The following is a 21,267-nucleotide window of genomic DNA, read 5'->3' as shown; positions in this document are numbered from 1 at the left end:
TTGCGTAATTTTTATACGCATTGCGTAAATTAAGCCCAAGGGATTTCCATGACTTGAGTCACGAATTTGAATCAGAATGCCGGTCCAAGCCCTGCCATCAATCGCTACAGACATGAAAAAAGACAAGAGGACTGCGGACGCCGTGCTGCCGACCACCGCTGCGCAAGCGCCGCGCGCCACAAAGCTGCGCCAGCCTGGTGCTGCCGCAGAAGCCGCGGACGGGCGCGAGCGTCGTCAGCGTGTGCAGGCCGCCGAGACCTGTCTGGCCGTGCTCAAGGCGCTGGCCGGCCTGGGCGGGCGTGCCAGCCTGACGGCCATCGGTGCTGCCGTCGATGAAAGCCCGGCCAAGGTGCATCGCTATCTGGCCAGTCTCATGGCCGAAGGCCTGGTGGAGCAGGACCGTGGCGGCACCCAGTACGCGCTCGGACGCGAGGCCATCCATATCGGCCTGGCCGCGATGCGCCAGAACGATCCGGTGCGCATGGCCGAGCCGGCCCTGCAGCAGCTGCGCGAGTCACTGCAGGTCACGAGCTTTGTGGCGGTGATGGGCAATATGGGGCCCACCATCGTGCGTTTCGAGGAGCCCAGCCTGCCCATTACCGTCAATGTGCGCGTGGGTTCGGTCATGTCCATGCTGTGGTCGGCCACGGGGCGCGCATTCTTTGCCTTCATGGAGCCGCAGCCCGAAGTCGAGGTGCTGCTGGCGCGTGAGCTGGATGCCGCCAGCCCGGAGCATCGCCGTCTGCTGCATGCCAGCAAGCCCCTGGAGCAACTGCGCAGCGAGATTCGCGCAGCCGGCTGTGCAGCGATCCGCGATCTGAATCTGCCCGGCATCAGCGCCGTGGCTGCTCCCTTGTTCGACTACAACGGCCATGTGGTGGCCGTGCTCTGCGCGCTGGGTGCCAGCGGCGGCTTCGACCCCGATCCGCAGGGCAGGATTGCCCAGGCCGTGTGCGAGCAGGCACGCGCCATCAGCGCTTCGCTGGGCTACCGAGCCTAGGCCTCGGTCAGCGTAGCCGGGGCGCCCAGGCGCCGGGAAAGCGCACGCGCCTGGGCCTGCAGCTTGCGGGCCGGCAGACCGGCGGGGTCCAGCGTCAGCGTGACGGAAGGGCCGATGGCGGCAATCGCCAGCACCAGCTGGCCGAAGCCGTCGAACACCGGCACCGCCAGTGCGCTCACGCCCGACAGCAACTGGTTCTCGACCACGCTCAGGTGGTTGCGGCGGATGGCTTGCAACTCCTGCGCAAATGCCGGCTCGTCCAGGCTATGGCCTTCGGCCTGCAGCAGCGGTGCGATGCGGGCCGGCTCGCCAAAGGCCGCAAAAATCTTGCCTGTGGCGGTATGGCGCAGCGAGGCCGGCGTGCCGTGGCGCATGGCCACATAGACGTGGGTCGGGCCTTCCTCGACGCGGATGATGGTCGGCCCCTGGCCGCTCCACATGGACACCGACACGGTGTAGCCCACCTCCTGCGCCAGAGCAGGCAGCTCGGCAATCGCCATGCGAACGGGGTCGGCCTGTTGCAGGCTGATCAGCCCCATCTGGATGGCCAGCGGACCCAGGCCGTAGTGGCCGCTGACGCGATCCTGCTCCATCAGCCCCAGCTTGCAAAAGCTCACCAGATAGGGGTGGGCCTTGGCGGCCGTCATCTCGGCCTCGCGCGCCAGATCCTTGAGCGCCATGCGCCGGCCCGTGCGCGCCAGCACCTTGAGCAGCTGGCCGCCTACCTCCACGCTCTGTATGCCGCGCGGTGCGCGTGTGGGCTCGTCGTCACAGGCGTCGAGTGGGAAGCGGGCGTCGGTCGAAGAGGTGTTGGCGTGAGGCATGACGGCATTGTGACGGGGGAACCGCGACTGAAAATCCTCCAGGGTTTTTCACTATGACAAATCAATTGTGCAATGTTGAATTTGTATCTAGCATTCAGAAATTCGATAAAGATGAATGCATTTGTTTAAAACAAAGAGACTGCAACGATGAGCACCAAGACCTTTGCCTCCGCCGCCGACCTCGAAGTCAAGAAGGTGAGCTTCGACAAGCTCTCCGAACATGCCTATGCCTATACGGCCGAGGGTGACCCCAACACCGGCATCATCATCGGCGACGATGCCGTGATGGTCATCGACACCCAGGCCACGCCCGTCATGGCCGAGGACGTGATCCGCCGCATCCGCGAGGTCACGGACAAGCCCATCAAATACGTCACGCTGTCGCATTACCACGCGGTGCGCGTGCTGGGTGCCTCGGCCTACGGCGCCGAGCACATCATTGCCAGCCAGGACACCTACGACCTCATCGTCGAGCGCGGCGAGCAGGACAAGGCCAGCGAGATCGGGCGCTTTCCGCGCCTGTTCCAGAACGTCGAGAGCGTGCCCGAGGGCATGACCTGGCCGACCATGACCTTCACCGGCAAGATGACGCTGTGGCTGGGCAAGCTCGAGGTGCAGATCCTGCAGCTGGGCCGTGGCCACACCAAGGGCGATACCGTGGTCTGGCTGCCACAGGAGAAGGTGCTGTTCAGCGGCGATCTGGTCGAGTTCGATGCCACGCCCTATGCCGGCGATGCCTATTTCCAGGACTGGCCGCAGACGCTGGATGCCATTGCCGCGCTCCAGCCCGAAAAGCTGGTGCCCGGCCGCGGTGCGGCACTGCAGAACGCGGCCGAAGTGCAGGCCGGCCTGGCGGGCACGCGCAATTTCATCAGCGACCTGTGGGCCGAGGTCAAGGCCGGCGCCGATGCGCGCCAGGACCTGCGCAAGGTCTACGAGGCAGCCTTTGCCAAGTTGCAGCCCAAATACGGCCATTGGGTGATCTTCAACCACTGCATGCCGTTCGACGTGACGCGCGCCTATGACGAGGCATCGGGCCATGCCGACCCGCGCATCTGGACCGCCGAGCGCGACCGCGAGATGTGGCTGGCGCTGGAAGGCTAGTCATCCCCGGGCCGCCCGGCTGGCAGTCTCCAGCACTTAGTGCGGCGATCTACGGCAAATCTTTCAAAAATAGGAGCTGCTTTCGCTTTGAATACAAGGAATTCAAGTTGAAAAGATGTTGAATTCTTTGACTGACAAGCGGTAGTAGCTATCAAAAAAATAGAGTTTAGATCCGGCTGCGAAGAGCCGGAGGGGTGGCTTTTGCCCCAAAGAACAGATCCACGCTTTTCAAGGTTTGCGCACCGATGAACGCCATGTCCACCCCAGCCATTGCCCCTGAGGCCCTGCGCGGCAGCGCCGCCGACATTCAGTCCATCCAGATTCCCTATCGGCGACATGCGGACCAGGATGCCGATGCGCCGGCTCGCCACCCCGTGGTCGTCGTCGGCGCCGGGCCTGTGGGCCTGTCTCTGGCCATCGATCTGGCGCAGCGCGGCCAGCCGGTGGTGGTGCTCGACAACGACTGCAAGCTGTCCACAGGCTCGCGCGCCATCTGTTTTTCCAAGCGTACGCTGGAGATCTGGGATCGCCTGGGCGTGGGCCAGTCCATGGTGGACAAGGGCGTGTCCTGGAATCTGGGCAAGGTGTTTGCCAGGGATCGGTCGCTCTACCAGTTCGATCTGCTGCCCGAAGCCGGCCACGAGCGCCCGGCCTTCATCAATCTGCAGCAGTACTACGCCGAAGCCTATCTGGTCGAGCGCGCACTGCAGCTGCCGCTGATCGATCTGCGCTGGCACAACAAGGTCACGGCGCTGGCGCCGCGCGCCGATGGTGCGCTGCTGACAGTGGAAACGCCCGAGGGCGAGTATCGGATCGATGCCCAGTGGGTGCTGGCCTGCGACGGCTCGCGCTCGCCCTTGCGCGGCCTGCTGGGTCAGGAAAGCCATGGCCGCATCTTCCGCGACCGCTTTCTGATTGCCGATGTGAAGATGCATGCGGATTTCCCGACCGAGCGCTGGTTCTGGTTCGATCCGCCGTTTCATCCGGGTCAGAGCGTGCTGCTGCACCGCCAGCCCGACGATGTCTGGCGCATCGACTTCCAGCTGGGCTGGGAGGCCGATCCCGAGGAGGAGAAAAAGCCCGAGAACATCCTGCCGCGCATCCGCGCATTGCTGGGCAAGGATGCGGACTTCGAGCTCGAATGGGCCAGCGTCTACACCTTTGCCTGCCTGCGCATGGACCGCTTTGTCCACGGTCGCGTGGTCTTCGCGGGCGACAGCGCGCATGGCGTCTCGCCCTTTGGCGCACGCGGCGCCAACAGCGGCGTCCAGGATGCCGAAAACCTGGCCTGGAAGCTCGACCGCGTGCTGCGCGGCCAGGCCGATGCTGCGCTGATCGCGACCTACGGCGCCGAGCGCGAATACGCGGCCGACGAGAACATCCGCAACTCGACGCGCGCCACCGACTTCATCACGCCAAAGAGCGAGATCAGTCGTCTGTTTCGCGATGCGGCGCTGGAGCTGGCGCGCGAGCATGAGTTTGCGCGTCGCATCGTCAACAGCGGGCGTCTGTCGGTGCCGGCCACGCTGCATCATTCATCGCTCAACACGCCGGACAGCGAGGTCTTCGAAGGCTCGCAACTGCCCGGCGCCGTGCTCAGCGATGCGCCCATGCGCCGCCCCGGCGACAGCCAGACCACATGGCTGCTGCGTGCCCTGGGCCCGGACTTCACGCTGCTGCATTTTGGCCCCACGCCGGCATGGGCACACGGACTTGGCGGCGTACTCAATCTCTCGATAGCCGCCGAGGGCGATGCAGGGGCCGCGCAAGCCGATCTGCTGGATGTGCAGGGTCTGGCCGCACAGCGTCTGGATGCGCGCACCGGCACCAGTTACCTGCTGCGCCCCGACCAGCATGTCTGCGCGCGCTGGCGTCGTCCCGACGAGGCTGCCGTGCGTGCTGCGTTGCTGCAAGCCAGCGGCGCCTTGCAATGAAATACCCCAGAGGATTCCCCTTTTTTAGGAGACTGCCATGCTGCTGTCCACCCACCCGAATCTGCAGGCCTGCGACGATTTCTATGAAGCCCTGATCGCCACGCATCAGGGCCTTGAAACCGCGCAAAGCCATGCCCTCAATGCCCGCCTAGTGCTGCTGCTGGCCAATCACATTGGCCATCAGAAGACCTTGCTGCATGCGCTCGAACTGGCCCGCGCCAGCGCAGGATTCGCTCCTGCCGGCGCGGACGCGGCCGAGCGCGGTGCCGTGACACCGGTTGCCCCGGTACACGCTGCCGTTTGAGAAGCAGCGCGCCGCCGCTCTGGCGGCAGCTGCGCCATCCCCTAAAGGCCCCGTCACCAAAATCTATTCCAGGGGCCATGAATCAAGGAGACAAGGATGATGCAACGCAAACAGTTTCTGGCCGCACTGGCCTGCTCGACGCTGGCCTGGGCTGCAGGGCCGGCCGCCATGGCCCAGGAAAAGCCTCTGGAGTGGGTCATCGGCTATGCCGCAGGCGGGGGCTCCGACGTGGTGGCCCGCGTGATTGCGGAATCCATGGGCCGCAATCTGGAGCGGCCCATCGTCATCAACAACAAGCCCGGTGCCGGCACCAATATCGCGGCCGAGTACAGCGCGCGCTCGCATGACTATGGCAACCTGATGTTCACGGCCGACTTCGCCACGCTGGCGGCCAACCCGTTTCTGTTCCGCAAGCTCAACTACAACGCCGAGAAAGACTTCAAGCCCGTGGGCATGCTGGTGCGCTTTCCCATGCTGCTGGTGGTCAACAACGATGTGCCGGTCAGCAATCTGACCGAGTTTGTCGCCTGGGCCAAGCAGCAGAAGGCTGGCGTGAGCTGGGGTTCGGCCGGACTGGGCAGCCCCCATCACCTGGTCGGTGAGTTGTTCCGCGAAGAAGTGGGCCTGGGCAATATGACCCATGTTCCCTATCGCGGTGCAGCGCCCGCAGTGCAGGATGTGATCGGCGGCCAGATTCCCGCCATGTGGGCCGACAGCGCAACCATTGTTCCCTTCCTCGGCGAGAAAAAGCTCAAGGCCATAGGCGTGGCCAGCCCGGCCCGCATCGATGTGCTGCCCAAGGTTGCCACCTTGCAGGAGCAAGGCCTCAAGGGCTTTGAAGGCTATGCCTGGCAGGGCATTGTCGTGCCCAAGGGCAGCTCGGCCGAGGTGGTCAAGAAGTTCAGCCAGTCGCTGCAGTTTGCACTGGCCGACACGCGCACCAAGGCTCGTCTGGCAGCCATGGGGGTCGAGCCCATGCCCGGCAGCTCCGAGCAGATGGAGAAATTCGTCAGCACCGAGCGCAGCAAATGGGGGCGCGTGATCACGACCAACAACATCAAGCTCGATTGAGATACGGACTCAATGAGTCGGAGCCTGGATGACGGACAGGCACGGGCGCTGCGGGATATGCGTTTTTGCAGATGCAGCGCCGTGCCAGCCGTGGCAGACTGCGGCCCATGTCCGAGCCCACTCTTCTCGTTGCCGACGATCACCCGCTGTTTCGCGCAGCGTTGATCCAGGTGCTGCACGACCGCTTCCCGCAATCCCGCATTGTGGAGGCGGCCAGCGCCCAGACCCTGGGCGCTGCGATGCAGGAGCACCCCGAGATCGAGCTGGTGCTGCTGGATCTGGCCATGCCCGGCGCACGGGGCTTTTCGTCGCTGCTGCATCTGCGTGGCGAATATGCGCAGGTGCCGGTGATCATCATCTCGTCCAACGACGATCCGCGCATCATCCGCCGCGCCCAGCAGTTCGGGGCGGCGGGCTTTATCTCCAAGTCTGCGGCTGCAGACGATATGAGTGCCGCGATTGACGACGTGCTCAACGGGGATATCAGCTTCCCGTCCATGGTGGCCGAGCGCTCCGAGGCCGATGCGGCCCTGGCCGCTCGTCTGGCCCAGCTCACGCCCCAGCAGTTTCGCGTGCTGCTGTGCATTGCCGACGGGCTGCTCAACAAGCAGATCGCGCACGAACTGGGTCTGGCCGAGAACACGGTCAAGGTCCATGTGACGGCGATCCTCAAGAAGCTCGAATGCTATTCACGCACTCAGGCGGCCGTGCTGGTCAAGAGCCTGGAAAACGATCACGAGGTTTGATTGCCCTGGTGCCTCAAGAGTCATCTGTCTTGATAGCTTGCTGCGCTTTGCTGGTCATGGATTGAGGCCTTCTTGACCTCATTTCTGTGCAGCTTGCAGCTGCATGCCGTCTTCGCAGTTCGATGGCTACAAGTGCGCGAAAAACTCCGGCGTCGCGTCCCAGCGATCGTGCATGCCATCGACATACGTGACGGGAATTCGCGAAAGCTCCTCCTCCGACAGCTCTTCCAGGCAACCGATATTGATGCCGTACATCTGGCCTATCGGCGTGTCGTGGCCCACACCAAAGACGCGGATGCCGCAGCGCCTGCAGAAGAAATGCTGGTTCTTTTGCGAGCCAAACATATAGAGGGTGAGTTCCTTCTCACCCGTAATAAGGCGGAAATTTTCGGGGCTGGCGATGGCGGGCCAGAACCGGCTGCGCCTGCAGATGGAGCAGTTGCAGCGATAGCTGGGCTGGCTCAGGTCCAGGCCGACTTCAACCTGAACCCGGCTGCAATGGCAGCTGGCACGATAGGACTTCAGCATCTGGCGACCCCCTGTGTTGAGACGGGCTGCCATCGGGATGTCAGCCTTGATCGAAGCTTAGATAGTTCAGATGCTCCTGGCTACGCCAGACCGCACACCATGCGTTGATATCGCTGCCGTGGGAGAAAAAGATCTCCCAGCGATGATCGACCTTGTCCTGAAAAACCCGTCTCGCCGCATTGATGAAGCGATGACAATGGGCATGGAGCTGGCCTTCGGCATCTTGCGCATCGATCAGCCAGCGGAAATCCTCTTGCCAGTCGGGGTCGCACGATACGTCATGCACGGATTTCAGACGCAGCCTGCTGACCACATCGGGCCAATGAGCGAGATCGATCCGGCAGCGCACAGCCAGGCGGTCGTCAATGCCGCTGTCTCCGGCATAAAAGCCCAGCACATACTGCAAGTCTTCTGCTGCAGGCGCAAAGCCGATCAGATTGGCAATGAGCGACACGGGCTTTTCCACGCACATGTCTTTGCTGCTGTGTCGATGAGCCAGGCTGTCGTAGTCGCGCATGTCTTCTGCAACCGTCCAGGGAAGAGCAGGCATGCAGAGGCGTGTCTCCTCATGCAGCATGGGTTTGTCCTCCCAGGGAGGACAGAACGGCAGGAGCGATCAGCCTGTGCATGGGTTTGACGGGCAGCATGTAGAGGCGCCCCAGTGTGTTCTTGACATGCACAACGGTGGTGACGGTGATGATGGCTTCACGGGAGCTGATGTCGTTCTGGCGATGGATGCTGAGCACGACACTCAGGTGCTTGTCGTCGTCGCCGATCAGGGCTTCATCAAAGGTGTTCTCGAATACCGTGAAGATACCGACCCGATCGCCCAATCGGTAGCTGGCTGCTGTCTTGCCAGGCGTCAAGGCCGACAGGCTGCCCAGATCCTTGAGCCCCACCAGGCCGCCAGCCAGATTGCGCGCGCGCATACAGGCTTCTATCCAGCGCGGCGTTTTGCGCGCGGCGAGCAGGAAGTGGTCCAGCGCCGAAAGGGCGGTTGCGTCCGAGGCGATGCTCCAGGAGTCGTGAAAGCTGGCCCCGGCCAGTCGTTCGGCGATGCGGCTGCCGGGCGGAACAGCGGATTCAACGGGATGATGGTTCATGCGGTCTGGCCTGAGTGGCGTGAGCTGCGGGCCGGAAATACCGCAGAGGCTGCAGCAGCATATCGAAGAATCCGCCGCTCGGCTTGCGCAGCCACGGCGTGCAGAGGGGCGCTCTTCCTGAGTTCATAGCGAGAGTGCAATGCGCTGAAATCGCCGCCGCTGGAAACGACTTTGTTTCTCAGGTGCTGCCGCCTTCTCGTCCGCGCAAAAAGGTCTGGCTCATCAGCGCTCGCAGCGCCGGCGGTCTTACCGGTTTGGCGAGAAAGCCCCAGCCGCGTTCGGCTGCCTGGCGGCGCAGGGTGCTGTCACCTTCTGCGGTCAGCAGGATGACGGGAGGCTGCCGGCCCCAGCGTTCGCAGAGCTGGGCGTAGACATCGGGGCCGTAAAGCTGGCCCAGGTGCACATCGAGCAGCACCAGTTGCGGGGCATTGCCGGGCGCGGCATAGGCCAGGGCTTCGGGGGCGTTGGCGGCCAGCGGCACATCGCAGCCCCAGCGTTCCAGCAAGGCACAGGTGGCGTCGCGGGTGGCGGGATCGTCCTCCACATACCAGACAGTGCCGCCCTGCAGCGGGCTGTCCACGCGAGTGCTGGGAGAAGGCTCCTGGGAGACCGGTGTCAATGCTGCGGCCTGGCCCAGAGGAACCTTGACCCAGAAGACGCTTCCCTTGCCCAGGGTGGAGCGCAGGCCGATCTCATGGTCCAGCAATCTGCCCAGGCGCTCCACGATGGCCAGGCCCAGGCCGGTGCCGCGGTCGTCGGCATGGCCTTCGTCGAGGCGGCGGAACTCCTCGAAGATTTCCTTTTGCAGGCTCTGGGGAATGCCCGGCCCCTGGTCATGCACCTCGATACGCACCTGGTCGCCCTGGCGGCGACAGCCCACGACAATGCGGCCCTTGCGCGTGTAGCGGATGGCGTTGGAGACAAAGTTCTGCAGTATGCGACGCAGCAAGGCCTCATCGCTGCGCACGATCAGCCGGCTGGGCATGCAGTGCAGGCTCAGGCCCTCGTTCCCGGCCTGCAGCGCAAAATTGTTGTGCACCACTTCCAGCAAGGAACTGAGCGCGAAATCCCGCACACGGACTTCGAGCTGGCCCGATTCCATGCGCGAGATATCGAGCAGGCTGGTGAGGATGGCGTCCTGCGAGGCCAGGGCCTTGTCCACCCGCTGGGCCAGCTGGCGGCCCGCATCATCGTGCAGATAGGTGGGCAGCAGGCTGGTGAAGATGCGCGCCGCATTCAGCGGCTGCAGCAGGTCATGCACGGCCGAGGCAACAAAGCGGGTCTTGTAGCGATTGGCGCGCTCGGCTTCCTGCTTGGCCTTGGCCAGGTCCCGGGTGCGATCGGCAATGCGCTTTTCCAGCGTGTCGGCCAGATTGCGCAGCTCGCGCGCCGTGTTCTTGTAGCTGGTGATGTCGGCGTAGCTGGTGACAAAGCCGCCGTCGGGCAGGGGGTTGCCGCGGATCTCCAGCACCGTGCCGTCTCCCTTGGCGCTTTCGTGCAGATGGGGGCTGCCGCTGCGCAGGTGTTCCAGGCGGCGCTGTATGGCTTGCTCCACATTGCCCTTGCCCAGCAGGCCGCGCCTGGCGTTGTGGCGTATCAGGGCCTCGATGGGCTGGCCGACATGCATCAGCTCTGGCGGGTAGCGGAACAGCTCCACATAGCGCGAGTTCCAGGCCACCAGCCGCAGCTGCGGGTCCACCACTACCACGCCTTGCGGCAGATGCTGCAGGCTGCGCGAAAGTCCGGTATCGGCTTGCTTGGCGGCCTGGACAATGCCGTCCTGTGCGGTGCGCAGTTCCTGTGCATGCTGGTGCAGCACGGCCTCCAGTTCCTTGCGGCTGCGCTGTCTCAGGGCGGCCAGGCGCTGGCGCTGGCGGATATAGAGCACCAGCAGCGATGCGGCCAGCCACAGGCCGCCAGCGGCCACTGCCGCCCAGTGGCTGGCTGTCTGGCTATGGACGATGTCGTGCAGCAGGTGTAGCTGCCATTGGCTTTCGGGGAGCTCCATGCGCAGCCAGAGCATGGGGTCGACCAGTGGAGGCTGGCTGAAATGGGCCAGCATGCCGATGCCGGCAGGCTGGTGGCTGGTGCGGTAGCCGAGCGGCATCAGGGCCTGGCCCGCGTATTGGTGGGTTTCCCGCACCTCCCGCTCGTCGCTGGCGGACAGCGGCTCCAGCAGGCGGTAGCGCCATTCGTCGCGATTGGAAAGAAAGACCACGCCATGCTCGTCCGAGGCGAAGACGATGTCGGGCGACTGACTCCACTCGCCTTCGAGTTCCTGAAACAGGATCTTGATGGCGATGAGCCCAAGCACCGATCCGTCTTCATCATGGATGGCCTGGGAAAGAAAGTAGCCGGGCAGCCCGGTGGTCATGCCTATGCCGTAGAAGCGGCCGCTGCCCTGGCTCAGCGCCTGGGTCACATAGGGGCGAAAGCTGTAGTCCTCGCCCACGTTGCTGTGCGAGTCGCGCCAGTTGCTGGCGGCCAGGGCCTTGCCGCTTTTGTCGATGAGAGTCAGCGTGGAGGCTCGGCTGGCGCCGTTGGCCTGCTCCAGCTTGTGGTTGAGCCTGTCTACCTCGGCGGCGCTGAGCGGGTGGCTGAGCGCGTTCTTGAGTTCGGCATCGAGTGCCAGCACCTCGGGCAGGGTGCGGTAGCGATCCACGCGCTGCACCATGGCCTGGGCATAGAGCGTGAGCTGGCGCTGCACGCTCTCGCTTTCATCATGCAAAGAGGTCTGCAGCGCGACGCGACTGGCCGCCCACATGCTCAGCAGCATGCCGCTGAGCACGATGACAAGGGTCAGAAAGAGTCGGTTTCGGGCAAGGTTTCGCGCAAGACGCATGACGAGGTTGGGTGATCAAGGAGCCCAGTGTGGCGGTGGAGCAGGTTCAGTGCGGATTCTGAGGCCTAGGGATTTCCCTAAGTTGGTGCATGCTCTCCCAGGGAGCGCGTACCGACCTAATACCAATGGGTTATCGGCACAAAAAGGGCGCAGGAGTACAAACGGCAGCAATTCGGCGCACCACGGTGGTGCGCCCGCAATTTTGGAGATGCAGCGTGCACACTCTGCCCACAGAATCCGCTCCGCGCGAGCACTTGCCGTTCTACCGTCAGCTCTACTTCCAGGTGGTGTTCGCCATCATCGTGGGCGTGCTGCTGGGGCACTTTGAACCCGCCTATGGCGAGGCTATGAAGCCCTTCGGCGATGCCTTCATCAAGCTCATCAAGATGATCATCGCGCCGGTGATCTTCCTGACCATCGTCACCGGCATTGCCAGCATGACGCACCTGAGCGCCGTGGGCCGTGTGTTCGGCAAGGCCATGGCGTACTTCCTGACCTTCTCCACACTGGCGCTGGTCGTGGGCCTGATCGTGGCCAATGTCATGCAGCCCGGTGCCGGCATGCACATCAACCCCGCCGATCTGGACCAGACGGCCGTCAAGGGCTATGTGGCGAAGTCGCACGAGATGACGCTGACCGGCTTCGTGATGGACATCATCCCCAAGACGCTGATCAGCCCGTTTGTGGGTGACAACATCCTGCAGGTGCTGCTGGTGGCGGTGCTGTTCGGCGTGTCCCTGGCCATGGTCGGCGAGGCCGGCAAGCCCGTGCTGAATTTCTTTGAAGCCCTGACCAAGCCCGTGTTCAAGCTGGTCAACATCGTGATGAAGTTCGCCCCCATCGGTGCGTTTGGCGCCATGGCCTTCACCATCGGCAAGTTCGGCCTGGGCTCGCTGGTCAACCTGGCCGAGCTGGTGCTGACCTTCTACATCACCTCGGCCCTGTTCGTGCTGGTGATCCTGGGGGCGGTGGCGCGCTTTTGCGGCTTCTCCGTGATCAAGCTGATCAAGTACCTCAAGGACGAGCTGCTGCTGGTGCTGGGCACATCGTCTTCCGAGTCGGCCCTGCCTTCGCTGATGCACAAGATGGAAAAGGCCGGCTGCAGCAAGTCCGTCGTCGGTCTGGTCGTGCCTACCGGCTACTCCTTCAACCTGGACGGCACCAATATCTACATGACGCTGGCTGCGCTGTTCATTGCCCAGGCGACCGATACCCATCTGACCCTGGGCCACCAGATCGCGCTGCTGCTGGTTGCCATGCTGTCGTCCAAGGGCGCGGCGGGCGTGACGGGTGCTGGCTTCATCACCCTGGCAGCGACCCTGGCCGTGGTGCCCGAGGTGCCCGTGGCCGGCATGGCACTGATTCTGGGTGTGGACCGCTTCATGTCCGAATGCCGGTCCCTGACCAACTTCATAGGTAACGCCGTCGCCACCGTGGTGGTTTCCAAGTGGGAAAACGCGCTGGACCACGAAAAGCTGGATGCGGCGCTGGCTGGCAAGGAAGCAAACGAGGCGGTGTCCGCTCACGCCTGAGCGAGCCCAGGCCCCATGAAAAAAGCCCCGACCATCAGGTCGGGGCTTTTTTCATGGGTTTCAGACTTCAGGCCCTGCCGGGGAAGGTGCTGGTAGCTATCGCTTTTATGGCATTCAAGCGGAGAGTGAGGTCGCTGTCAGCAAGTCATGGGCCGCCAGCACGCGCAAGGTGTCGCGCCCCAGGCGCTTGCTGCGGGGCAGAAAGCGCACCCAGCTCAGTTTGTTGACGGTGCGCTCCAGTACCTGGCGGGCCTCGGCGGGCAGTTGCTGCACAAACTGCTGCCAGGCCTTCCGGGCCGGCTCCAGCGCACCTGCCTGTTGCAGAAACAGCGCCGTGGACTGGGCGTAGTTGAGCGCATCGCGCGCCATGCAGACGGCTTGCGGCAAATGGGCGGCAGGATCGTCTTCAAAGTCGATGAAGCCTATGACCCCGTCGGCGCAGACCACCATATTGCGCGCCACGGCCTGGCTCAGCACCTCGCCGCGGGCATGTGCCTGCTGTATGGCCTCCAGGCCTTTTAGCCAGAGCTCCAGCGTGGGCTGTGCGCCCCGAGCAATCGCTTCTTCGATGGCATTGCTCAGCGATGGAGCCTCTTCGCCCGGGCGCCCCAGGTGACGCATCACAAAGGCCTGATCGGTCGTAGCCAGCACCTGCGGCACGCGCAGCCCCTTGGCCTTGAAACTGCGCAGACGGCGCACCTCGGTTTGCAGGGACTCGGGTCCGCCGGGGTTGGGCACGGGCTGAAGCACGGCGGCGCTGAACAGCTTGGCCAGCGTGCTCAGCAGCCAGTAGTTGAGGGCCGGGTTGCCCTTGTTGGCGCGCTTGACCCAAAGGGTTTCATGCGCGAGTTCATAGCGCATGATGCTGTGAGGCTGGTCCAGATGCTCGTGCAGAAATACCTGGTAATCGATGGCGGTCTGCGCAGAGGGCATCTGCTCTGGGGCGGAAATATCCTGAGATGGCACGGCGTGGGGTCTGTCGGGCGCGGGGCTCTGGCTTCTCAGGTCCAGATGCCGCTGCGCTGGGGAAAAGCTTGCGATTGTGCCGCGTTGTCGGCACTGCCCGCAGCAGATGGGCGCAACACGGGCTCATGCAGAGGCTGAAAGCTCTGTGCCGTGGCCAGCGGCCAGTAGTTCTGGAAGACCTTGTGCTGGCGCTCCAGGCTCTTGAGCAGGCAGCCCGGCTCCACGCGCAGTATCAGGTTGGACAGCAGGCTGACCTGGGTGTCGTCCAGCCGGCGCACGATGTGGTGGGCCGTGATCTCGTTGGGATGCCTGAGACCGGCGGCCTGCACCAGCTCCTGCAGCGCATGCAGGGTATTGCGGTGGAAGTTGGCCACGCGCGTGGCCTTGTCGGGCACGACCAGCGCCTGCTGGCGCACGGCGTCTTGCGTGGTGACGCCCGTGGGGCAGGTGCCGGTGTGGCAACTCTGGGCCTGGATACAGCCCAGCGCCATCATGAAGCCGCGACCCGAGTTGCACCAGTCGGCGCCCAGGGCCATCATGCGCGCGATGTCGAAGGCCGTGATGACCTTGCCGGCCGCGCCGATCTTGATGCGCTGGCGAAGGTTCACGCCCAGCAAGGTGTTGTGCACCAGCAGCAGGCCTTCCTGCAGCGGCACGCCCACATGGTCGACAAACTCCACAGGGGCTGCACCCGTGCCGCCTTCGGCCCCGTCGACGACGATGAAGTCGGGCGTGATATTGGTTTCCAGCATGGCCTTGACCATGGCAAACCATTCCCAGGGATGACCGACGCAGAACTTGAAGCCCGTGGGCTTGCCCCCGGAAAGACGACGCAGCCTGGCGATGAACTGCATCAGCTCCACAGGGGTGGAGAATGCACTATGGCTGGACGGTGAGATGCAGTCCACGCCAATCGGTATGCCGCGTGCTGCCGCAATTTCGGGAGTGACCTTGGCGCCGGGAAGCATGCCGCCATGACCGGGCTTGGCGCCCTGGCTGAGCTTGATCTCGATCATCTTGACTTGCGGGTCGGTGGCGTTGGCGATGAATTTCTCTTCGCTGAACGTGCCGTCCGCATTGCGGCAGCCGAAATAGCCCGAAGCCACCTCCCAGATCAGATCGCCGCCATGCATGCGGTGGTACTGGCTGATCGAGCCTTCGCCCGTATCGTGGATGAAGCCGCCCATCTTTGCGCCCTGGTTGAGCGCCTGGATGGCATTGCCCGATAGCGCGCCAAAGCTCATGGCAGAGATATTGAAGACGCTGGCGTGATAGGGGCGGGTGCAGGGCTCCACCCCTTCGGCTGGTTGCTCCTGCGTGCCGCCAATCCAGAGACGAAAGTCATGCGAGCTGAGCTTGGTGGGTTGCAGGGAATGATTGACCCACTCATAGCCCTGCTGACTGACATCGAGCTGGGTGCCGAATGGCCGGTTGTCGACCTGGCCCTTGGCACGCTGATAGACCAGCGAGCGCTGGGCACGAGAGAAAGGCTGGGCCTCGGTATCGCCTTCGATGAAGTACTGGCGGATCTCGGGGCGTATGAATTCGAAGATGAAGCGCAAATGGCCCATGACGGGGTAGTTGCGCAAGATCGCATGCTGTTTCTGCAGCAGATCCCAGATGCCCAGCAGTACCAGCAGGGTCGACGCAATCAGCCACCCAAGTCCCTTGCCTGCCGTCGTCAGCATGTAGAGCGAGATAGCCAGCACGAGCGCAGAAATGAAGAGGGCGCCATAGCGCAGGGGCAGACTGTTGAAGAAGCGATGCACTGCAGATACTCCCATGGCAGGGGGTGTTGATGGCGGCCCGCTAAAATTCAGCCTGTACGGGGGCATCCGTCCTGGATGCTTTCTCCCCTTGATCCATCTCCCGGCCCTGCACTTCGATAGTGATGAAACGGTCCGGGCCATCATAAAAGCCTTTCCCTATGCAAGAACAAGCACCTAACTCCGCAGCAGAAGACGCGGCCCTCGCCGACATGCCCGAGGGCGCACTGAGCAATGATCAGCTCGAAGAGCTGGACGCGCTGCTCGACGAGCTGCGCACCCGTGGCGACGAAATTCCCCAGTGGGAATTCTGTGACGGTTTCCTGACCGCTCTGGTCTGCACACGCCGCCCCATTGCCGCTGCCGAATACATGCCCATGCTGCTGGGCGATGGCGAAGCCCTGCAAGTGGCCGAAGGCCAACCGCTGCCCAAGCTGGAAGCCTTCAAGGACGAGGCCCAGCAGGCACGCTTCATGGAGTTGTTCGAGCTGCGCCTGGCCGAAGTGCGCGAGCAGCTCGATGCCGACATCAAGTCGCTGGCCGATGACGCGGCCTTCCAGCCCGAGGCGCTGGACACGCGTGGCGCCATCGCCATCCTGCCCGAAGCCGAACAGGCCGAACTGGCCGGCGAAGAAGTGCCGTCGTTCTCGCAAGTGTGGGCACTGGGCTTTATGTTCGTGGTGGAAAACTGGGCCGACGAATGGGCGCCGCCCCGCGACAAGGACGCGGCCCAGTTGCTGGACGCGGCCATGGAGTTCATCGTCAACCTGACCGAAGACGACACGGACGAGCCGGCTCTGAACCTGTATGACGAAGCAGGCCCTGCCTCGACCAGCCAGGAGCGTGTGGATGCCTTTGGCGAAGCCATCTGGGCCGTGTATGACCTGTACCGTCTGTGGAAGAGCATGGGCCCACGCCAGGAAACCATCGTCAAGGGCGAGCAACCCGGCCGTAACGACCCTTGCCCCTGCGGTAGCGGCAAGAAGTTCAAGAAGTGCCACGGGGCTTGACCAGAGCGGCCCCCTGAGGCCCTTTGCAGGGCCGCAGCGTCCCCTGCAGTGCGGCCTTTGCTGGCTGCTTCCGGGTTGGTCGCTGCTGCGATGCAGAGGCTTTCTATAAAGCGTCTCGGTTGTGGCTCAAACATAAAGGCTGCGTGATATTTGCGCAGCCATTGGCGTGTAGTGTGAGTTAGTGGGATAGATGACGCATTTAGGTGAGCGCATACGCGCCCGGCGACAGACGCTGGGTTTGAGTCAGGGACGGCTGGCGCAGATGGCGGATGTCACTGCATCCGCCATTTCGCAGATCGAGTCGGGAGCCATTCGCACTCTCAAGAACGACACCCTGGCAAGACTGGCTATCGCCCTGCAGACCACGGCACTGGAGTTGATGGCCGGTCTGCATTCCGAAACCCTGTCTCTTCCAAATGATGAACAGCGCTTGCTCGACTGCTATAGAAAACTGCAGCCGCCGTTGCAGGACATCGCTCTCAAACTGATAAAAGCTCTGCAGTGATTCCCGAGTCGCTGTATTGAGCGATCTCTTTTGTTTCAAAAAGGCCTGTTAAATACAGGCCTTTTTGTTTTTTCATTTAAGAACAAGGGTTAACCCGATTATTAAATGTAGGATGAAATCCAATAGCCTGTAGGAAATGAATGAAGATTGCGTAGATTGAACCGGAAGCCACACGTGAGGGATTCGTCGGAAAAATTACAGATGATCTCTTTAATCCTGTGAAGTGATTGTTTTTATTGGATTTTTTGGTGCGGGAGTGCTTGCTTACCTGACGGTTGAAATTGCTGAGAGCTATGCTGCATATTTGTTGATAGCTATTTCAAATATTTCAAGATGTTTCTTGCTTCGTAAGATGGACTCCGCGGTGGTCGAAAACAGCCACAGCGATCTACAAACCTGATTGTTGAAGGAGCTAGTCATGAAAGACCAAATCATCAAATTCTGGCGTGATGAAGAAGGTGCAACTGCGATTGAATACGGTCTGATCGCGGGGCTGATTGCTGTGGCTTTAGTTGCGACACTGACGACCTTGGGCACAGATCTCGGATCGTTATTTACGTTCATTAGTGGGAAAGTCACTGGAGCAACGAAATAAATAATGGGATTTATATTCTTGTTATGGATTTCGTCTTCTGCAGCAGTTGATGTTGTATATAGGAAATGCTTTAATTGGTTAGTAATTTCGGGATTCGGGCTGGCGATATTATCAGCAGCCCTGAATCTTGAAATATTTTCATTTGAAGTTTCTGTAAATAGTAAATTTATTGGCTTCTGTTTGGCGCTTGCCGTTTTTTTGATATTTTATGTGTGTGGAGTCATGGGGGCCGGTGATGTTAAGTTTGCAGCGGTTCTCGGTGCATTTCTCGGTTGGGAGCCTTTGCTATTAGTATGGGCGCTGAGTTGTATTTTTGCAGTTGTTATTGGGTTAATTTCTAGAAGTAAATTAATGTATTACTTATCTCCTTTAATGAAGGAGGAGTCCGTTGATTTATACAAGAAGAGGTTTATTCCATATGTGGCATGTCTATCAATAGCCACGGTAGTTGTTTTAATGCTGAGCAAGTAGCAGGAACGAAAGGGGGGATCATGCAATTCAAAAAGCAGCAGGGCGCAGCAGCGATTGAATTTGCCTTTCTTTTTCCCATCTTCTTTCTGATCTTTTACGCCATCATCACTTACGGCTTGATATTTGCTGCTCAGCAGACGTTGGCCCTGGCTGCCGCTGAAGGGGCAAGAGCTGCGGTGCGATATCCCTCGGTTCCCACGGGCGGCACGATGACCAAGCCGGCTCAGTTGCAGGCCCGTTTGACTGCAGCCTGTGCCACTGCGGCCTTGGCGACGGATTGGCTTTCCAGAATGGGTGCCGGCCTGGGGTCTGCAGGCTGCAGCACGGGTGTCAGCGATGCTGCAGGGCTCTACGCCACCTCTGGTTTATGTGGTACGGGGTCCGCGTCGTTCACTGCCTCCAACGATGCCAGCCTGGTGAACTGCGTGACCATGCAGGTGAATTACAACTACGCCTCTGCACCGCTGATCCCGAGGTTGCTGGGGCCTTTGCTGGGTCTGCCCACTCCCAATCTCTTGCGGGGAAAAGCGGTCGCACAAATTAGCTTGATTGACTGAAAACGATAAAGCCTTGCTCCTTGAGGCCCAGTAAGAAGAGGGAATTTATGGTGAATGTCGCAAAGATCGCGGTCGGGGTTTTACTGGCAGTGGCATTGGCTCTGGGTGTTTATGGGTGGATGCTTGCCAGGGCTCCTCAAGCACCGGACCCTCAGGCTCAAGCTTCCGCCGGCAACAGCCAACCCAATGCCAGCCTGAGTGTGGTGGTGGCCGCACAGGCCGTTCCCGCGGGTCAGGCACTCAAGGCCGAGGATCTGCAGCTCATGCAGTTGCCCGCCAAGCCCGATGGTGCTTTTGGCGAGATTCAGGCAGCCATTGGCGCCGTTCCTGCGGTGGACATTCCAAAGGGCGCACCCGTACTCCAAGGGCAAATGGTGACTGGCCTGGCGCTCAAGTTGTCGGAGGGCGAGCGTGCAGTCGCGGTCAAGGTCGATGAAAGCATCGGCGCCGGCAATCGCATCAGACCTGGTGACTTTGTCGATGTGTTCTTTGCGCTGCGCCGCGACGGCAATGAAATCGACCAGAGCCAGGCGCGCTTGCTGCTCTCGCGCAAGCGCGTGCTGGCCTATGGTGCGGCATCGGTGGACGCTCTGAGCTCGGCGGACAAAACCGAGGGCAAGCCGGCCAATGGCCCAGACAACGCGCGAACTGCAGTGCTTGCGGTGCCGGTGGCCGAGGTCAATCAGTTGCTGCTGGGCGGCTCCAATGGCAGCCTGCTGCTGGCATTGCGCAATCCCACGGATATGACCGAGCCGGATAGCGAGAAGTTTGCTCCGCTGCCTGGCGTATTGACCGTCGCCATGACCAAGGGGTCTGTTGCAGCTCCGCTGGAAGGTGCTGACGCAGCGCAGGCCGGTGTGGCCATGAGCAGCCTGGCCGGTTCTGCAGGTACTTCGGCAGCCCGCACGACTGCGGCCAGGCCCATGCCCGCTGGTGTCGCCAAGCCTGTCGTGCCGCGCACGCGTACCGCATCTGCAGATCCTTCCCTGCCCGTTGAATTTGTGCGTGGCGCCAACTCCCAAACCGTGCGGTATTGAGCTATGAATAATAAGACTTTTTGGATTTCGCCCCGCACCCCGTCAATGAAGCCGCTGTATCTGCTCTGCGGCCTGTCCTTGAGTGCCGTCACTGTCCCGGCCCTTGCGCAGCAAGTGCCCAATGCAGGCGAAAGCAGAGCGCAGCAAGCAACAGCAGCCAGGGAAATCAAGCTCGTGATGGGCTCTCAGCATGAGTTGAATCTGCCGGGCGGTGTGGAACGCATTGCCATCGGTGACGACACGATTGCGGCGGTGCATATCAAGCGTGCGGGCAAGGGGGCTGCCGCCAAGATACTGCTGAGCCCGCTCAAGCCTGGCAGTACATCGTTCATGGTCTGGCCGCGCGGCGAAGCGCAGGCGCAGACCTATATGCTCAATGTGCAGCAGCGGGTGGAACTGCGTACGGCCAAGGCCTCCAGCCTGATAGAGCAGCAGTTTGCCGGCGAACTGGCGAACGCGCAGTCCTCCGACAAGGCCAAGACCGTTGATCTCTCCAGCGTTCAGCTCAAAAGCAATGTGGTGCAGGTCGATGTCAAGGTGGTCGAGTTCAACAAGACCCAGATGAAGAAGGTGGGTCTCAATCTGTTCAGCACCTCTCCCAACAGCTCGGGCTTCAGCTTTGGCATATTTGGGCGCGGCTCCTATGGCACCAGTGGAGGAAGTTCCACGACTGGTGCAGCGTCCAACCCTTTGACTCAGGCCTTCAACTTGCTGATGCAGTTCGACAAGGCCGGCATCGGTGTCAATATCGGCATGCTCGAAGGCAACAATCTGGCGCGGGTGCTGGCGGCGCCGACCCTGGTGGCCCTGTCTGGTCAGAGCGCCAACTTTCTGTCGGGCGGCGAAGTGCCGGTTCCCGTGCCAGCGGGCACGGGAGTGGTGGCGATTCAGTACAAGCCTTACGGCATCGGCTTGACGGTCTCTCCCACGGTGCTGTCCAACGATCGCATCGTTCTCAAGGTGGCGCCAGAGGCCAGCGAACTGGACTATGCCAACACCATTGTCCTGAACAGCGCGACCATTCCTTCCATCACCACACGCCGTGCCGACACGACGGTGGAACTGGGCGACGGCGAAAGCTTTGTGATTGGCGGCCTGGTCAGCCGCAACACCACATCAGGCACCGACAAGGTTCCTTTGCTGGGCGATATCCCGATTCTGGGGCGTGCTGTTCAAGCGTCAGGAGTTTCAGCAAAAGGAGAGCGAGCTGGCGATTGTGGTGACGCCACGTCTTGTCAAGCCGTTGGCTCGCGATGTGAATGTGGAGCCGCTGCTGCCCGGGCGCACCGAGCAGCGTGATCCTGCGGTGTGGGGTCCATGGGTGGCGGGTGGTCTGTCGTCCAGCGTGGCGCCGGGCTTCTCGCGCTGACTG

General features: G+C 61.8%; 20 protein-coding genes and 1 pseudogene. 14 read left to right on the top strand and 7 right to left on the bottom strand.

What is annotated here, in order from left to right; genetic code table 11:
• Positions 1 to 112 precede the first annotated feature (112 nt).
• Positions 113 to 1,000 (top strand): IclR family transcriptional regulator, encoded by an 888-nt coding sequence (locus O987_RS25735; RefSeq protein ID WP_080731614.1) that lies wholly within the window; start codon positions 113 to 115, stop codon positions 998 to 1,000.
• On the opposite strand, the gene O987_RS25730 is transcribed toward O987_RS25735, so the two are convergent.
• On the bottom strand, positions 997 to 1,824 hold the full coding sequence (locus tag O987_RS25730; RefSeq protein WP_003060670.1) for an IclR family transcriptional regulator: 828 nt from the start codon (positions 1,822 to 1,824) through the stop codon (positions 997 to 999). The two genes, O987_RS25735 and O987_RS25730, sit on opposite strands and share 4 nt — an antisense overlap.
• A 147-nt stretch (positions 1,825 to 1,971) precedes the next feature.
• On the opposite strand from O987_RS25730, the gene O987_RS25725 reads away from it, so the two are divergent.
• The 5 genes from O987_RS25725 (at position 1,972) to O987_RS25705 (ending at position 6,983) form a co-directional block, all read left to right on the top strand.
• Positions 1,972 to 2,928 carry an MBL fold metallo-hydrolase gene (locus O987_RS25725; protein ID WP_043375621.1) on the top strand — a complete coding sequence of 319 codons (957 nt, stop codon included), beginning with the start codon at positions 1,972 to 1,974 and terminating at the stop codon, positions 2,926 to 2,928.
• 254 nt (positions 2,929 to 3,182) lie between these two features.
• A complete protein-coding gene (locus O987_RS25720) occupies positions 3,183 to 4,862 on the top strand; it encodes an FAD-dependent oxidoreductase (RefSeq protein ID WP_043377024.1) in 1,680 nt (559 codons plus the stop codon).
• A 37-nt stretch (positions 4,863 to 4,899) separates the two neighbouring features.
• Entirely contained in the window at positions 4,900 to 5,166 is a 267-nt protein-coding gene (locus O987_RS25715; RefSeq protein ID WP_003060675.1) for a DUF2783 domain-containing protein, read from the top strand.
• Between the two features lie 96 nt (positions 5,167 to 5,262).
• Positions 5,263 to 6,237 carry a Bug family tripartite tricarboxylate transporter substrate binding protein gene (locus tag O987_RS25710; protein WP_003060677.1) on the top strand — a complete coding sequence of 325 codons (975 nt, stop codon included), beginning with the start codon at positions 5,263 to 5,265 and terminating at the stop codon, positions 6,235 to 6,237.
• A gap of 107 nt (positions 6,238 to 6,344) precedes the next feature.
• Positions 6,345 to 6,983: a response regulator gene (locus O987_RS25705; protein ID WP_003060679.1), complete on the top strand. Its 639-nt coding sequence runs from the start codon at positions 6,345 to 6,347 to the stop codon at positions 6,981 to 6,983.
• A 126-nt stretch (positions 6,984 to 7,109) separates the two neighbouring features.
• Here O987_RS25705 and O987_RS25700 read toward each other — a convergent pair whose 3' ends face one another.
• The 4 genes from O987_RS25700 to O987_RS25685 form a co-directional block, all read right to left on the bottom strand.
• Positions 7,110 to 7,511, bottom strand: coding sequence for a GFA family protein (locus O987_RS25700; protein ID WP_043377020.1), 402 nt, complete (start codon positions 7,509 to 7,511; stop codon positions 7,110 to 7,112).
• A gap of 40 nt (positions 7,512 to 7,551) precedes the next feature.
• A complete protein-coding gene (locus tag O987_RS25695) occupies positions 7,552 to 8,061 on the bottom strand; it encodes a hypothetical protein (protein WP_235214219.1) in 510 nt (169 codons plus the stop codon).
• Positions 8,062 to 8,077: 16 nt separating this feature from the next.
• Positions 8,078 to 8,614, bottom strand: a complete 537-nt coding sequence (locus tag O987_RS25690) for a DUF2867 domain-containing protein (protein WP_003060686.1) — start codon at positions 8,612 to 8,614, stop codon at positions 8,078 to 8,080.
• A gap of 178 nt (positions 8,615 to 8,792) precedes the next feature.
• On the bottom strand, positions 8,793 to 11,456 hold the full coding sequence (locus O987_RS25685; protein WP_043375616.1) for a PAS-domain containing protein: 2,664 nt from the start codon (positions 11,454 to 11,456) through the stop codon (positions 8,793 to 8,795).
• Between the two features lie 215 nt (positions 11,457 to 11,671).
• Between O987_RS25685 and O987_RS25680 the strand changes: the two genes are divergently transcribed.
• On the top strand, positions 11,672 to 12,988 hold the full coding sequence (locus O987_RS25680) for a dicarboxylate/amino acid:cation symporter (protein WP_003060690.1): 1,317 nt from the start codon (positions 11,672 to 11,674) through the stop codon (positions 12,986 to 12,988).
• A 114-nt stretch (positions 12,989 to 13,102) separates the two neighbouring features.
• Here the strand turns inward: O987_RS25680 and O987_RS25675 are convergent, their stop codons facing one another.
• Entirely contained in the window at positions 13,103 to 13,921 is an 819-nt protein-coding gene (locus O987_RS25675) for an RIO1 family regulatory kinase/ATPase (protein ID WP_043375614.1), read from the bottom strand.
• 68 nt (positions 13,922 to 13,989) lie between these two features.
• Positions 13,990 to 15,738: an FMN-binding glutamate synthase family protein gene (locus tag O987_RS25670; protein WP_043375612.1), complete on the bottom strand. Its 1,749-nt coding sequence runs from the start codon at positions 15,736 to 15,738 to the stop codon at positions 13,990 to 13,992.
• 194 nt (positions 15,739 to 15,932) lie between these two features.
• On the opposite strand from O987_RS25670, the gene O987_RS25665 reads away from it, so the two are divergent.
• The 7 genes and pseudogenes from O987_RS25665 (at position 15,933) to O987_RS25645 (ending at position 21,264) form a co-directional block, all read left to right on the top strand.
• Positions 15,933 to 16,730, top strand: a complete 798-nt coding sequence (locus O987_RS25665; protein WP_051962327.1) for a YecA family protein — start codon at positions 15,933 to 15,935, stop codon at positions 16,728 to 16,730.
• A gap of 190 nt (positions 16,731 to 16,920) precedes the next feature.
• Positions 16,921 to 17,235 (top strand): helix-turn-helix domain-containing protein, encoded by a 315-nt coding sequence (locus O987_RS25660; protein ID WP_043375607.1) that lies wholly within the window; start codon positions 16,921 to 16,923, stop codon positions 17,233 to 17,235.
• 418 nt (positions 17,236 to 17,653) lie between these two features.
• Positions 17,654 to 17,830, top strand: a complete 177-nt coding sequence (locus O987_RS28540) for a Flp family type IVb pilin (RefSeq protein WP_080731613.1) — start codon at positions 17,654 to 17,656, stop codon at positions 17,828 to 17,830.
• Between the two features lie 3 nt (positions 17,831 to 17,833).
• Positions 17,834 to 18,301 (top strand): A24 family peptidase, encoded by a 468-nt coding sequence (locus O987_RS28535; RefSeq protein ID WP_080731612.1) that lies wholly within the window; start codon positions 17,834 to 17,836, stop codon positions 18,299 to 18,301.
• Between the two features lie 20 nt (positions 18,302 to 18,321).
• A complete protein-coding gene (locus tag O987_RS25655) occupies positions 18,322 to 18,858 on the top strand; it encodes a TadE/TadG family type IV pilus assembly protein (RefSeq protein WP_043375604.1) in 537 nt (178 codons plus the stop codon).
• A gap of 47 nt (positions 18,859 to 18,905) precedes the next feature.
• Positions 18,906 to 19,895, top strand: a complete 990-nt coding sequence (gene cpaB, locus O987_RS25650; RefSeq protein ID WP_043375602.1) for a Flp pilus assembly protein CpaB — start codon at positions 18,906 to 18,908, stop codon at positions 19,893 to 19,895.
• A gap of 3 nt (positions 19,896 to 19,898) precedes the next feature.
• A pseudogene (locus O987_RS25645) lies at positions 19,899 to 21,264 on the top strand (type II and III secretion system protein family protein).
• Positions 21,265 to 21,267 lie beyond the last annotated feature (3 nt).

Origin of the sequence: Comamonas testosteroni TK102, assembly GCF_000739375.1 — a bacterium.
In the GTDB taxonomy this organism is placed as follows: domain Bacteria; phylum Pseudomonadota; class Gammaproteobacteria; order Burkholderiales; family Burkholderiaceae_C; genus Comamonas; species Comamonas brasiliensis.
The sequence above is the reverse complement of the archived record's forward strand: the minus strand, read 5'-3'. Positions and strand labels throughout refer to the sequence as shown.